Source organism: uncultured Novosphingobium sp. (assembly GCF_964277725.1).
Lineage (GTDB): Bacteria > Pseudomonadota > Alphaproteobacteria > Sphingomonadales > Sphingomonadaceae > Novosphingobium > Novosphingobium fluoreni.
In genome coordinates, this window is record NZ_CAXYKL010000283.1 from 1 (window position 1) to 12,278 (window position 12,278).

12 protein-coding genes and 3 pseudogenes are annotated in these 12,278 nt (G+C 63.4%); 7 read left to right on the forward strand and 8 right to left on the reverse strand.

Annotated features, from left to right (window positions below; genetic code table 11):
• Positions 1-310: 310 nt before the first annotated feature.
• The 6 genes from ACHWRX_RS15620 to ACHWRX_RS15645 are packed head-to-tail and all read left to right on the forward strand — an operon-like array spanning position 311 to position 3,626.
• On the forward strand, positions 311-886 hold the full coding sequence (locus tag ACHWRX_RS15620) for an SRPBCC family protein (protein WP_394659873.1): 576 nt from the start codon (positions 311-313) through the stop codon (positions 884-886).
• On the forward strand, positions 886-2,076 hold the full coding sequence (locus tag ACHWRX_RS15625) for a zinc-dependent alcohol dehydrogenase (RefSeq protein WP_183615966.1): 1,191 nt from the start codon (positions 886-888) through the stop codon (positions 2,074-2,076). The genes ACHWRX_RS15620 and ACHWRX_RS15625 overlap by 1 nt, the downstream gene beginning before the upstream one ends.
• A gap of 12 nt (positions 2,077-2,088) precedes the next feature.
• Positions 2,089-2,859: an SDR family NAD(P)-dependent oxidoreductase gene (locus ACHWRX_RS15630; RefSeq protein WP_394659874.1), complete on the forward strand. Its 771-nt coding sequence runs from the start codon at positions 2,089-2,091 to the stop codon at positions 2,857-2,859.
• A gap of 3 nt (positions 2,860-2,862) precedes the next feature.
• Positions 2,863-3,171 carry a DUF3175 domain-containing protein gene (locus ACHWRX_RS15635; protein WP_183615964.1) on the forward strand — a complete coding sequence of 103 codons (309 nt, stop codon included), beginning with the start codon at positions 2,863-2,865 and terminating at the stop codon, positions 3,169-3,171.
• Entirely contained in the window at positions 3,164-3,337 is a 174-nt protein-coding gene (locus tag ACHWRX_RS15640) for a hypothetical protein (protein WP_394659875.1), read from the forward strand. Before ACHWRX_RS15635 ends, ACHWRX_RS15640 begins: the two co-directional genes overlap by 8 nt.
• Before the next feature lie 22 nt (positions 3,338-3,359).
• The gene (locus ACHWRX_RS15645) at positions 3,360-3,626 is read left to right on the forward strand and encodes a DUF2171 domain-containing protein (RefSeq protein ID WP_183615962.1); all 267 of its coding nucleotides are present in this window, start codon (positions 3,360-3,362) and stop codon (positions 3,624-3,626) included.
• 27 nt (positions 3,627-3,653) lie between these two features.
• Here ACHWRX_RS15645 and ACHWRX_RS15650 read toward each other — a convergent pair whose 3' ends face one another.
• From ACHWRX_RS15650 to acnA, 7 genes and pseudogenes are all read right to left on the reverse strand, one after another.
• Positions 3,654-3,956, reverse strand: coding sequence for an NAD(P)/FAD-dependent oxidoreductase (locus ACHWRX_RS15650; RefSeq protein ID WP_394659881.1), 303 nt, complete (start codon positions 3,954-3,956; stop codon positions 3,654-3,656).
• A 4-nt stretch (positions 3,957-3,960) separates the two neighbouring features.
• Positions 3,961-4,875: pseudogene (locus tag ACHWRX_RS15655) on the reverse strand (NAD(P)/FAD-dependent oxidoreductase); the annotation flags it as partial.
• Positions 4,876-4,918: 43 nt separating this feature from the next.
• Positions 4,919-5,530, reverse strand: a complete 612-nt coding sequence (locus tag ACHWRX_RS15660; protein ID WP_394659876.1) for a flavodoxin family protein — start codon at positions 5,528-5,530, stop codon at positions 4,919-4,921.
• A 3-nt stretch (positions 5,531-5,533) separates the two neighbouring features.
• Entirely contained in the window at positions 5,534-5,827 is a 294-nt protein-coding gene (locus ACHWRX_RS15665) for a plasmid stabilization protein (protein ID WP_394659877.1), read from the reverse strand.
• Between the two features lie 330 nt (positions 5,828-6,157).
• Positions 6,158-7,378 carry a PepSY-associated TM helix domain-containing protein gene (locus tag ACHWRX_RS15670; RefSeq protein WP_394659878.1) on the reverse strand — a complete coding sequence of 407 codons (1,221 nt, stop codon included), beginning with the start codon at positions 7,376-7,378 and terminating at the stop codon, positions 6,158-6,160.
• Between the two features lie 2 nt (positions 7,379-7,380).
• Complete coding sequence (locus tag ACHWRX_RS15675; RefSeq protein ID WP_394659879.1) at positions 7,381-8,772, reverse strand: TonB-dependent siderophore receptor; 1,392 nt, start codon at positions 8,770-8,772, stop codon at positions 7,381-7,383.
• A 27-nt stretch (positions 8,773-8,799) separates the two neighbouring features.
• Positions 8,800-11,081: pseudogene (gene acnA, locus ACHWRX_RS15680) on the reverse strand (aconitate hydratase AcnA); the annotation flags it as partial.
• A gap of 14 nt (positions 11,082-11,095) precedes the next feature.
• Between acnA and ACHWRX_RS15685 the strand changes: the two are divergent.
• Positions 11,096-11,896, forward strand: coding sequence for a GlxA family transcriptional regulator (locus tag ACHWRX_RS15685; protein WP_394659880.1), 801 nt, complete (start codon positions 11,096-11,098; stop codon positions 11,894-11,896).
• 202 nt (positions 11,897-12,098) lie between these two features.
• On the opposite strand, the pseudogene ACHWRX_RS15690 reads toward ACHWRX_RS15685, so the two are convergent.
• Positions 12,099-12,278, reverse strand: a pseudogene (locus ACHWRX_RS15690) (VapC toxin family PIN domain ribonuclease); the annotation flags it as partial.

Sequence of the window (12,278 nt, forward strand, 5' to 3'; positions counted from 1 at the left end):
CCGGTGACATGTTCGATCCTTCCTTGCGGCGGCGCATTGAAGGAATAGCATGGCGTCCGCGGAAGGTCCGCAGCTGAGCTCCGACAGTGCGTTGGCCGTCGGCTAGTCCGCACGATAGCAGATTCCACCGCTGGGAACAAACCACGGGCCATCGGTTCGGCACGAAGACTCATCGGCCAGCCGGATATTGACGCAGGCCGAGCCGTGGCCGTGACAGGCTGTGCTTCCTGCCGGAACGATGCGGCCATGATGCCCGTTCTGCAATTTGAGCCCCCGAGCGCCGAAGACCCTACTCTGCAGGAGAAGTGCAATGGCCGATTTGCGTGACGATGCACCGATCACGACGTCGAAGCGCAGCGACAGAATTATCGATGCGACAGAGAATCTGCTCGAGGCCAAAGGCCATAGTCTTGTCGGCCGCTCCGTGACGATCAACCGGCCACGCGCCGAACTCTACGCCTATTGGCGCGACTTCACGAAACTTCCCAGCTTCATGGACAATGTCGAGCGTGTCGACTTGATCGACGATACCACCAGCCATTGGGTCGTGAAGGCACCCGGCGGCAAGACCGTCGAGTGGGATGCCGTCATCACTGAGGAACGGCCTGACGAACTGATCGCCTGGGCATCGACGGAAGGCGCGGATGTCCCCAATAGCGGACGCATCGACTTCAGGGACGCAGGCGATCGCGGCACGGTGGTCACCGCGACCATTCTATACGATCCACCCGCCGGCTTCATCGGCAAGGTCGTCGCCAAGATGTTCCAGCGCGAGCCGGCGATTCAGGCGCGCCGTGACCTGCGGCGCTTCAAACAGCTCATGGAAACTGGCGAGATCGCTACGGCAGCGCGGACGCATAAACAATTGAAAGAGGAGATCGCCTGATGCGCGCGCTCACCTGGCACGGCAAGCATGACGTCCGCGTCGACACTGTCGACGATCCCGAAATCCTCAATCCGCGCGATGCGATCATCAAGGTCACTTCGACGGCGATCTGCGGGTCGGACCTCCATCTGTACGACGGCTACATCCCGACGATGCAGGCGGGCGACATCCTCGGCCATGAGTTCATGGGCGAGGTGGTCGAGACCGGCCCCAAATCAACGCTCAAAAAGGGCCAGCGCGTGGTGGTGCCGTTCACGATCGCCTGCGGCAGTTGCTATCATTGCGGCAAGCATCAATATTCCGCCTGCGACAACGCCAATCCGGCGGACAATCAGGACATCGCTCAGACGCTCTACGGCCAGCCGATGTCGGGGCTGTTCGGCTACAGCCACATGACCGGCGGCTATGCGGGGGGCCAAGCCGAATATGTCCGCGTGCCGTTCAGCGACGTGGGTCCGATCGTCATTCCCGACGGAATCGATGATGACAAGGTGCTGTTCCTGTCGGACATCCTGCCGACCGGTTGGCAGGCGGCGGAATTCGCACAGATCGAGCCGGGCGATACGGTCGCGGTCTGGGGCTGCGGTCCCGTTGGCCTGTTCTGCGTGCAGTCCGCCTTCCTGATGGGCGCTGAGCGCGTCATCGCGATCGACCATTTCCCGCGCCGGCTCGAACTGGCGGCCAAGTTCGGCGCCGAAACCCTCAACTTCGAGGAAAGTAAGACCTACGAGGCGCTGATGGAGATGACTGGCGGCATCGGCCCGGATGCCTGCATCGACGCGGTCGGCCTTGAGGCGCACGGCCTGTTCGTCGACAATGTCTGGGACCAGATCAAGGTCTCGACCTTCACCGGCACCGACCGCACCCATTCGATCCGCCAGGCGATCATCGCCTGCCGCAAGGGCGGTCGCGTGTCGATGCCTGCGGTCTATGGCGGCTTTGTCGACAAATTTCCGCTCGGCGCCTTCATGGAGAAGGGACTGACCCTAAAGACGGGCCAGACCCATGTGCAGCATTATCTGCCCGGGCTGCTCGCTGCGATCATGGAAGGGAAGATCGATACGACCTTCCTGATCAGCCACCGCATGGCGCTGAGCGAGGCGCCTGAGGGCTACAAGATCTTCCACGATCACCAGAACGACGTGACCAAGGTGGTCCTGAAACCGGGCCTCGACCGGGTCGCCGCGTAAGGAGAAACCGACATGGCTGACAAATTCGCAATCATCACCGGCGCTTCGACCGGCATCGGCGCCGAGCTTGCCAGACTGGCGGCTGCGGACGGATATGACCTGCTGCTGGTTGCCGACACGCCCTTTGTCGATCCGTCAGTCGGGAATGCCAATGCCCGGACGCTCGAAGTCGATCTCGCGACGCTCGAAGGGGTCGATCGACTGCTCGACGCCGCCGGTGGCCGGCGTATCGATCTGCTGTGCGCGAATGCTGGGCATGGCCTCGGCGGACCGTTTCTCGACCACGCCGTCAGTGACTGGCGCCATGTCATCGACACCAATGTGACGGGCACCGTTTACCTGTTGCAGAAGGTACTCGCGACGATGGTGGCGCAGGGCGAAGGCAAGGTTCTCGTGACCGGCTCAATCGCGGGCTGGATGCCGGGCAGCTTCTCGGCGGTCTATAACGGCACCAAGGCGTTCATCGACAATTTCACCGCCGCGATCCGCAATGAGCTCAAGGAGCATGCCGGGATCACAATCACCACCCTCGAACCTGGACCGGTCGAGACCGAGTTCTTCCACCGTGCCGGCATGGATGACACCAAGGTTGGCCAGAATGACAAGAAATCCGATCCTGCGGATGTCGCGAAGGACGGCTGGGACGCGCTGATGGCCGGCAAGGACACGATAATCTCGGGCTGGAAGAACAAGCTCCAGGTCGCCGCGTCGGGTGTGCTGCCACAATCCGTGCCGGCGCAGCTGCATCGCGGCATGGCCGAGCCGGGCAGCGGGAAGGATTGAGCTATGGCCGGCAAGAAATGGTCGCAGGACGTGACCGAGCATTCGGACGCGCTCGATCTCGAGGACGGCGTTTTCAAGCAGGACGATCCCGTCAAGATCGCTGCGTCGCTCAAGTGCTCGGCTGAACGCAGCAAGCGCCGCAAGGGCACGCCGCTGCAATCGGCGATGGGCATGCTCAACTTCTATATCAATCGCGCGGGAGACAATCTCGGCAAGGGCCAGCGGCAGGTGCTGGAGAAAGCCAAGGATGAACTGCGTGAAGCATTCGACAGTGAGCCGAAGGACACGCACAAGGAGAAAGCCCATGGCTGAGAAAGGCAGGGAGCGCGACCAGACCTCGCGTGGCCCACTGGGCGATGCCCGTCCGGATAGCACCAACAACGATATGCGAGCAGGCGGCGGCCAACCGCCGGAAAAGGTCGAGGACCGGCCCGTTGTCGGCACCGTCAAACCGGAAGATTACCCGTCCCAGCAATGACGAACAGCAAGGAGTGATGCACATGGCGGACCTCAGCCAGATCAGGGAGCATATGGAAATCATCGGCGCCGACGGTGTCCATATCGGCACCGTCGACAAGGTCGAAGGCGATCGGATCAAGATGACCAAGGCCGACAGTGGATCGCATGGCGATCATCATCATTATTTCTCGGGCGGCCTTGTGGCTGCCGTGGAAGGTGATCAGGTGCGGTTGTCCGCAGCCGGGTCGGCGGCGGTGCTGCTCGAGGAGGAGAAAGGGGGCGAGCCGCTGACCGAGAAGAACCCGTGACCGGCTCGCGAGGACCGCGCCGCTCGGTCACTCAAAACGGTAAGGACTGAAGCAATCGCGATCTGGATCGGGCTCCCCGCCAAATTCCCGCTCGAGCATTTGGGCTGCGAGGCTGGCGAAGGCGATGCCATTGCCGCCGAAACCCGCCGCCATCCAGACGTTCGGCATCGTCGCGACGGGGCCGATCGCCGGCAAGCCATCGGGCGAGGCGCCAAAGGTTGCCGCCCACTTCCGGTCGATGGTGATCGGGCCGGCGCCAAGCCAGGGTCTCAAGCTTGGCGGCAATGGCACCCGCTTTCGAGCCCAGCAGCGCGTTTCGCACGGCCTCATCGGCGGACTCTATATCTTCTCCGCCGGCGATGATGCGTCCGATACGGTCAGTGCGGACATAGAGATACGGGTCGGACGCTTCCCAGATCATCGCCCGCTCACGCCAGAGCGGTGCGCCGCCCGGCGGCGTGGCGATCGCGAAGGTGGAGTGCAGGCCGAACGCGGGCGGTAGGAACAGCGACGCGCGCTCATATCCCGTGGCGAGGATCACGTTTTCGGCTCGGCAGCTTCTTCCATCGGCCATCTCCACAACGATTCCGCTATCGTCAGGGTGGAGTCCGGTCACATCAACAGGCCAGTGCAAGTTCGCGCCCTCTCTGCGCGCGCGATCCAGCAGGGCATGGCACAGGCGAACCGGCTCGATCTCGAAGCCGCCCTGCGACGCGATTGCCGCGCGGGCCGCGATATCGAAGCGCTCCGCCACCTCCTCCGCTCGCAGAAAGACGGAGGGCAAGCCGTTGCGACGATGGATATCCGCTTCCCTGACCAGCCCGGCCTCATCGAGGACAGAGCCGGTAAGATAGAGTGTGGGGCGGGCAACCCTTCCACCATTCAGCCCCAGCGCATCGATGCGTTTCCCGAGATCACGCACGGCGGTGAGCACACGCGTCCACCGTCGCGCTGCCTCCGCTTCGCCGATCTCAGTCGCAAGATGGCTCATCGGCACATCCATGGCCCACATGATCTCGGCGGTGGAGGCCGCCGTGCTGCCGCAACCAGGCGGACGGCGGTCGAACAGGGCGATGCGCCGCCCGCTATCCGCCAGCCGCTGAGCGATGAGCGCGCCGACGATTCCCGATCCGACGATGGCGACTTCGACAGGCTCGGCTGGAAATGGATCGGACGGCCGCGATGGCCAGTCCGTTTCCTGCCAGGGAACATCCCCGGTGCGCAGGTCGCGGCATTCGGTGAGTGTCATCGGGCCATTGGCAGTTCAACAGCGGCGCCGATCGCGAACAGCCTCATCCGGGATAATTCTGCTGGCTAAGCAGGCCGGCGAGATGCGTGGCGTTGCTGGCCACCATCTTCGCCGTCTTGGCGACCATTTCCGGGGTTGCGTCGAGATCCTTGAAATCGGTCGATCCCATTGCCTCGCCGACCCAATAACAGGCAGCCACAGCCGGGATCGTCCAGCCGACATCGTTGAGCGCCTGAAAAATCTGCGCCGAGCAGAAATGTGCGCCATCCTCATTGCCGACGATGGCGGCGACCGCGACCTTCCCGTAGCTCGGCATGCGTCCGTGATCGTCGGTTTCTTCGAGGAAGGCGTCCATGCGCTCCAGCACGCGCTTGGCGATACTGCTGACCTGTCCCATCCAGATCGGTCCCCCGAGGATCAATATATCATGGGCAAGGATTTTCTTGCGCAGCGCCGGCCAGTCGTCGCCTTCGCCCTCGTCCGAAGTGACGCCCGGCCTGATGTTGAGCGCCGCCACGCGGATGGTCTCGCTTACAGCGACATCCCGGTCGCGAAAGGCATCGGCCAGCACTGTGATCATCGCATCGGTGGACGAGGTCTCACTGGGGTCGCTCTTCAACGTGCAGTTGAGAGGCAAAGCCTTGATCGCCGGCATGTCCTACCCCGCTCGCTTGCGGCGCGTCTCCCAGCCCTTCTTGGCCGCCGCCGATCGCTTCTCATGGCTCTGGCTCGACCCACTGATCTTGCCGCCCTTGCGCGAAGAGGCTCGGCTCTCTGCCTTGCCGCGTCCCGAGCCGGACTTGTTTCCACCGCCTGATTCCTTGTTCACCGTCGCCCAGGCGCGTCCTTCAGCTTCCTTGCTGCTAACCCCGCGATCTTCATATCCCTTTTCGATATGCTCGGCCTTGCGCTTCTGCTTGTCGGAATAGCTCGACTTGTCTCCGCGGGGCATGACGTTTCCTTTGCATTTTCATGCCAGCGAAACGCTTGAAAGGCACAACGGTGCCGCGGGTTGTGAACTCCGACTGATTGGCTCAGATCGCGCTGGGAGCCGATCCATACTTCTTGCTTGGGACCATCAGGAAAATTCCGGGAATTTCCGAGGTGGAAATCCACAGTTCGCGATGCCGTTGAGGGTGGCCTGAAGCGAACCAAAGTCGGCCAATTTCCGATGCGATGAACAGACGGCAAGTTTCAGGAGACCAATTTTCCTGGGTTGCCGTCCGCTATGTCGGCGACAGCTGCGCTAATCTACCAGTTGCAGGTCAGTATGGTTGATCGTCTAACTGGCGCCTACGATCGCTCCGGGCGTGAGCGCGAGGGCTAGCAGAACCAGCGCGGTGCAGACGTAGGCCCAGGCTCCCATTCCGGCCCATGCGACCTTGAGCTTGCGCTGGGCCGCTTGCCCTTCCTTGGCGAGGCGCAGGGTGTAGATCGTCGCGCCGGTCACGGCGAGGGCAGTCAGTAGGGCGCCGAAGACGAACCAGATGATCTTGGTCGCTATACCGCCCAAAGTGCCGAAGTGCAGGGGGTCCGCCATCTCGGAAATCCGCTGGTGTACACTGAGGTCGCGGCCGTCGAGTGACATGGTCACGCGGCCGGTGGACGGATCGACCGCCACGCCATTGGCGCGGTCGCGCACCAGCCAGGCTTGGTCCTGGCCCAGGAAGATCACGCCATTGTCCTCGGTGAAGCGGATCTCACGGATCTGCAGGGTCGGGCGCTTGCGGTGGACCACTTCGCCCAGCCGATCGAGCGCGGCGCCGGTGGGGAGTGGCGCTGAGATCGTGACCTCCGGCAACTCGGGCACCGAGGCATTGCCGCCGAGCGTCTCGACCAGATACCATATGCCCGTCGCCGCGATCAGCGCCACGAACCACAGACTCCACAGCCCCCCGAGCCGGTGGAGATCGCCCGTGAGCCGTCGTGCATCGCCGCCACGCGGCCGTCGCAGGAAGCCGCGCCACCACTTCCTGTAGGTCACGATGCCGGTCACAAGCGAGATCACCAGCAGCAGGGCCAGCGAGCAGACGATGGGAATTCCGATCTTGGTCGGCAGCATGAGGTGGCGGTGCACTTGGCGCAGGAAGCGATGCGCATTGGCCCACCCGTGGGTTCCGGTGACCTGCGCCGTCCAGGGATCGATGTAGACACGCGAAGGGGCGCCCTTGCCGTGATCCATCCAGGCTTCGGCGGCGAACCAGGGATCGAGCGGCGCGTAGAGCGTCTGCAGCCGAGCGCTGGGATCGGTCCGGGCGGCCGCCTCCGCCAGCTTGCCCCATGAGGCTTGCGGGGCATCCTGCGGCGTGACCCGCATCGCCGGGGTCACCAGCCAATCGATCTCGTGCGCGAAGACCGCCAGCGTACCGGTCAGCAGGATGAAGCTGAGGAAGATCGAGAGCTTCAGCCCGAGCCAGCTATGCACGATCCACCAGAACGAGCGGCCCTTCTTCCGCTTCACCGAAAGATCCGCCTGCCCGGTGGCCTCACCTGCCCGCGCCATCGTCAGAAGCCGAAGCGCAGCTCGGCCAGGAAGGTCCGCGGCTCGCCGGGGAAGTGGCCGCTCTGCGCGGAAAAGCCGGAGGCGGCATAGACCTTGTCGAAGATGTTATCGACGCGCAGCAGCAGTTCGGCAAAGCCCAGCCCTTTGGTCAGCGACGCATCGAAGATCTTGTAGGGCTTCACCTGCTGGCCCGAGAGGCTGATCCGGCGTGAGACATGCTCGCCACCAAAGCCGATCGCGGTGCCGATCGCCGGGAACTGGTAGCGTGTCCAGAAGCCCACCTTGTGCTTGGGCGCGTTGGCGAAGCGGTTGCCTACCGCGTTCGTCACTGCCTGCCCGGCCACGGTGTCGGTGATCTTGGTGTCATTGTAGGCGTAGTTCGCCAGCAGCAGCCAGTCGGGCGTGATGTCGGTGGCGAGGTCCAGCTCGACGCCCTTGCTGGTCACTTCGCCGATCGGACGCAGCTGGTCCTGGCCATTCACTGGGGGCAGCGTGACATCGGCCTGGAGGATGTTGCGGCGCACGATCCGGTAGACCGCAAGGTTCGCCTGCAGGCGGCCCGCGAAGAGGTTCGACTTGATGCCGGTCTCAATCTGCTTGCCGGTGACGGGCGCGAAGGGCCCGCCCACGTCCGTGCTCTGGCTGGCGGCGGCCTGCGGCTCGAAGCTGCCGGACCAGCTGACGTAGAGCGAGGCATCGGGGCGGGGTTTGAACACCGCGCCGGCGCGATAGGTCACGTCGCTATCGCTGTAGAAAGATTGCGCGCCAACCCGGCCGCCGGTGCTGGTGGTCACGCCATCGTCGAACTTGTCGTAGCGCACGCCGCCCACGAGCAGCAGCGCCTTGGTGAGGGTGATCTGATCCTGCAGATAGGCGCCCTTGCGCTTGGTGCGGGTGTCGGTGGTGGTGAACGGCAAGTCAGCGGCGCGCGCCACGTCGCGAGCCGACGTGACGTAGACCGGATTGCTCAGGCTCAACGGGGTGACCCCTGCGCGCAGGATGCGCGAGTCCAGCACGTTGGTCTCGTCATACCAGTCGCCGCCGGCCTGGAACTTGTGCTCCATGCCGAAGAGGCCGACTTTCGCGCTCAGGTTGGCCATGAACGACAGGCCGTCGACATCGCGAATCTGGTCGCGGAACTCGCGGGCGACGAGGTCGGGGTTGCCGCCCACGAGCCCGCGCGGTTCGTGATACTGCTGCGTCTCCTTCGACTTGAAGTAGCGCGCGCCCGCATCGAAGGTCACCGCCTCGCCGATGGTCGTGGCGTAGCGGGCCTGGATCGCTTTCGATTTCAAGCGGAGGAAGTCGGTCGGCTCGTTCGCGTTCCAGCGGATGTCGGTCAAGAAGTTGCCGGCATCGTCGGTCAGCACGCCGCGCAGGCGATTGCCGGGCAAGTCGTTGTCTTAGATCGTGGCCTGCAGCGTCAGCTTGGCCGCCCAGTCCCGCGAAGAGCCGGTGCCGTATTCAGCGCCCGCAATGACGACCAGCGGAACCTTGGCGGTCTTGTAGCGCATGGCCGCCTCGTAGATTGGCAAAGGCTCCTCGCGCACCAAGGTCATGCCGCCTTCAATGCCGCCCATCATCTCGTTCCGTATGCGGATATTGGCAAAGGTGCCGCGCATCATGATCTCGTGATTGCCGCGACGGCAACCGTAGCTGTTGAAGTCGCGCGGCAGCACCTGATGCTCCTGCAGCCATTGCGCGGCAGGTGAACTGGGCTTGATCGAGCCTGCCGGTGAGATGTGGTCGGTGGTGATCGAATCGCCGAACACAGCGAGGCATTGAGCCGCTATGACATCGGCGACCGGGGTGGGCTGGCGTTCCAATGCTTCGAAGAACGGCGGTTTGGCGATATAGGTTGACGTCGTTGGCCACTCGTAAGTTTCGCCGGTCCTCACCTCCAGCGCCCTCCAGCGATCGTCACCTTCGTAGACATCGGCATAGCGGGCGGCGAACATTTCGGCATCGATGGCCGCCGCCATTGTCTCCGCCACCTCCGAGTTCGAAGGCCATATGTCTTTAAGATAGACATATTGGCCCAGCTTACCCATCCCGATGGGTTGAGTTGTGATGTCGAGGCCGACATTGCCAAACAACGCGTAGGCGACCACCAGCGGCGGAGAAGCCAGATAGTTGGCGCGCACATCGGGCGAAATCCGCCCTTCGAAGTTGCGGTTGCCAGACAGGACCGCAGCAGCGACAAGCCCATTTTCGTTGATCGTCTTACTGATGTCCGGCGCCAGCGATCCTGAATTGCCGATGCAGATCATACAGCCATAGCCGGTCAGGTTGAATCCCAGCGCATCGAGATCGTCCTGCAACCCCGATCGCACCAGGTAGTCGGTTACGACCTGGCTACCCGGCGAAAGAGTGGCTCGCACCCAAGGTTTCAGCTTTAGGCCTTCCGCGCGAGCCTTTCGCGCCACCAGACCGGCCGCGATCAACACCGACGGGTTGGATGTGTTGGTGCAACTGGTGATCGCAGCGATAGCAATGTCGCCGTGACCCAAGGTGGTCTTTTTGCCCGGTATGATCACGCGACGATTAATCTCGCCACCTTTGCCATAACTATCTGCAAGCTCTGCGCGGAAACTTTCTGCTACCAGGTCGAGCGTGAGGCGATCCTGCGGACGGCGCGGCCCGGCCACAGACGGCAGCACGGTGGCAAGATCGAGTTCCAGCACGTCGGTGAAGATGGGTTCGGGGCTGAAGGCATCGCGCCACAGGCCCTGCGACTTGGCATAGACTTCAACCAACTCCACCCGCGCGGGATCGCGGCCGGTGAGCCGCAGGTACGTCAGCGTCGCGTCGTCCACCGGGAAGAAGCCGCAGGTCGCGCCGTATTCGGGGGCCATGTTGGCGATGGTGGCGCGGTCTGCCAGCGGCAGGGCGTCGAGGCCGGGGCCGCAGAACTCGACGAAGCGGCCGACTACGCCGTGCTTGCGTAGCATCTGCGTGACGGTGAGGACGAGATCGGTCGCGGTCACGCCCTCGGGCGGCGCGCCGGAAAGGCGGAAGCCGACCACATCGGGGATCAGCATCGAGACCGGCTGGCCAAGCATCGCCGCTTCGGCCTCGATACCGCCTACGCCCCAGCCCAGCACGCCAAGGCCGCTGACCATAGTGGTGTGGCTATCGGTGCCGACGCAGGTATCGGGGTAGGCGACGGGCAGGCCGTCAGCATCTTCGCTGGTCCAGACGGTCTGAGCGATATGCTCAAGGTTGACCTGATGACAGATGCCGGTGCCCGGTGGCACGACCTTGAGATTGTTGAGCGTGCTCGCGCCCCACTTTAGGAAGGCGTAGCGCTCTGCATTGCGCTCATATTCGATCTCGACATTGCGCGCAAAGGCATCGGGGCTGCTCGCCGCGTCGGCCATAACCGAGTGGTCGATGACGAGGTGGATCGGCACCTGGGGGGTGATCCGGGCTGCATCAGCACGCGCGCCGGGCGGTACTGGATCTCGCGGGTGGAGCGGCGCTTGATCTGCCATCCGACAAGGGCGCGAATGTCGTCAACCGTGACCGAGGCGCCGTCCTCGGAGCGCAGCAGGTTCTCCAGCAGCACCTTGAGGCTGAACGGCAGGCGGCTGATATCGCCCAGTTGTTCGGCGGCGCGCGGCAGGCTGTAGTAGGCGCAGTCCTGTCCCCCGGCGGTCAGGGTGTCACGGGTGCCCAGGGTGTCTTGGCCGATGGCGGTCATGGGGAGGATCCTGTGTGTCTTTGGCAGGCGCGCCGATAGAGGACGGCGCGCCCGTAGACCTGCTACTAGTGCCTGGCGGCCCCGGAACGAATGCCGCTACTGCATCGTCCGACATCATCGACTTGATCCAACAGGCGGCGAAACACGCCGATCAGGTCGCAAGCGTATGTTCGGGCGCGTTTCTGTTCGCGGCCGCCGGGCTGCTAGATGGGCGACGGGCAACAACCCATTGGGGTGAATGCCAACGACTCCAAAAGCTCCACCACGACACGATCATCGATCAACAGTCCCTGTTCGTGAGAGACGGAAACGTATGGACTTCGGCCGGGATCACGGCCAGGATTGATCTGACGCTCGCGATCATCGAGCGTGACCATGGCTTTGCTGTCGCTAGGGAGGTTGCCCGAGCACTGGTCGTCGATCAGCGTCGTCCAGCCGGCCGGCCGCAGCTTGCTGCCGCGCTAGATCTACAGAAACCTGAAGGGCGTTTCACGCCTGTCTTAGAATGGGCGCGGCACCGCCTTTCAGAGCGGCTAGACGTGGAGCGCCTGGCGGAACGCTGCGGCCTGAGCCCTCGGCAATTCTCCCGCGCTTTCACGGCCGCGATCGGTATCACACCTGCCAAAGCCATCGAGCGAATGCGTGTGGATCAAGCGCGAGGCGACGTTGCTACTGGCCAAGAACCATTGGATGTCATTGCAAGGCGACATGGGTTTGGCACTGCGGCCCGGATGCGTCGTGCCTTCGCGCGCGGCAAGAGACTACCGGCCATAACGGGCAACGAGATGGAACCTCTGACAAGTTGCGAGGAGTAAACTTCAACACCGCTTGCCCCTGCAGCAAACCAGACTCGATTGCGCTTGCTTGCGTCGGGGTCATTCCCGAAACTCCATCGTTTTCGGGATGGTCGCTAACGGCAGCTCTAGATTGAATCCGCCGTCGGGCAAGGCCTGTGCGAATGGCAGCTTCGTCCCAGACCACGTCCTCCAGACTCTGCTTCAGTTGTCGGCTGATTAATCAGCGGATAGCGACCACCTTTACGTCTGTGGCCACCGCCACCTTTTTCCAGTTGAGATCGCTCGTCCAGGCGGGCAGTCCGTCGCGGCGAGCCAACGCCAGGCAGAACCGGTCGCCGAGCGACAAGCCGGCTTCGGCCGTGACCGCCCGCAAGCGCCCGGCCATCTGCGCCAGCGCCTT

Excerpts from the sequence above, each read along its gene's own strand:
- ACHWRX_RS15620 (WP_394659873.1), top strand. The coding sequence starts at position 311 with ATGGCCGATTTGCGTGACGATGCACCGATCACGACGTCGAAGCGCAGC.
- ACHWRX_RS15640 (WP_394659875.1), top strand. The coding sequence starts at position 3,164 with ATGGCTGAGAAAGGCAGGGAGCGCGACCAGACCTCGCGTGGCCCACTG.
- ACHWRX_RS15625 (WP_183615966.1), top strand. The coding sequence starts at position 886 with ATGCGCGCGCTCACCTGGCACGGCAAGCATGACGTCCGCGTCGACACT.
- ACHWRX_RS15645 (WP_183615962.1), top strand. The coding sequence starts at position 3,360 with ATGGCGGACCTCAGCCAGATCAGGGAGCATATGGAAATCATCGGCGCC.
- ACHWRX_RS15635 (WP_183615964.1), top strand. The coding sequence starts at position 2,863 with ATGGCCGGCAAGAAATGGTCGCAGGACGTGACCGAGCATTCGGACGCG.
- ACHWRX_RS15660 (WP_394659876.1), bottom strand. The coding sequence starts at position 5,530 with ATGCCGGCGATCAAGGCTTTGCCTCTCAACTGCACGTTGAAGAGCGAC.
- ACHWRX_RS15650 (WP_394659881.1), bottom strand. The coding sequence starts at position 3,956 with ATGAGGCCGTGCGAAACGCGCTGCTGGGCTCGAAAGCGGGTGCCATTG.
- ACHWRX_RS15665 (WP_394659877.1), bottom strand. The coding sequence starts at position 5,827 with ATGCCCCGCGGAGACAAGTCGAGCTATTCCGACAAGCAGAAGCGCAAG.
- ACHWRX_RS15630 (WP_394659874.1), top strand. The coding sequence starts at position 2,089 with ATGGCTGACAAATTCGCAATCATCACCGGCGCTTCGACCGGCATCGGC.
- ACHWRX_RS15670 (WP_394659878.1), bottom strand. The coding sequence starts at position 7,378 with ATGGCGCGGGCAGGTGAGGCCACCGGGCAGGCGGATCTTTCGGTGAAG.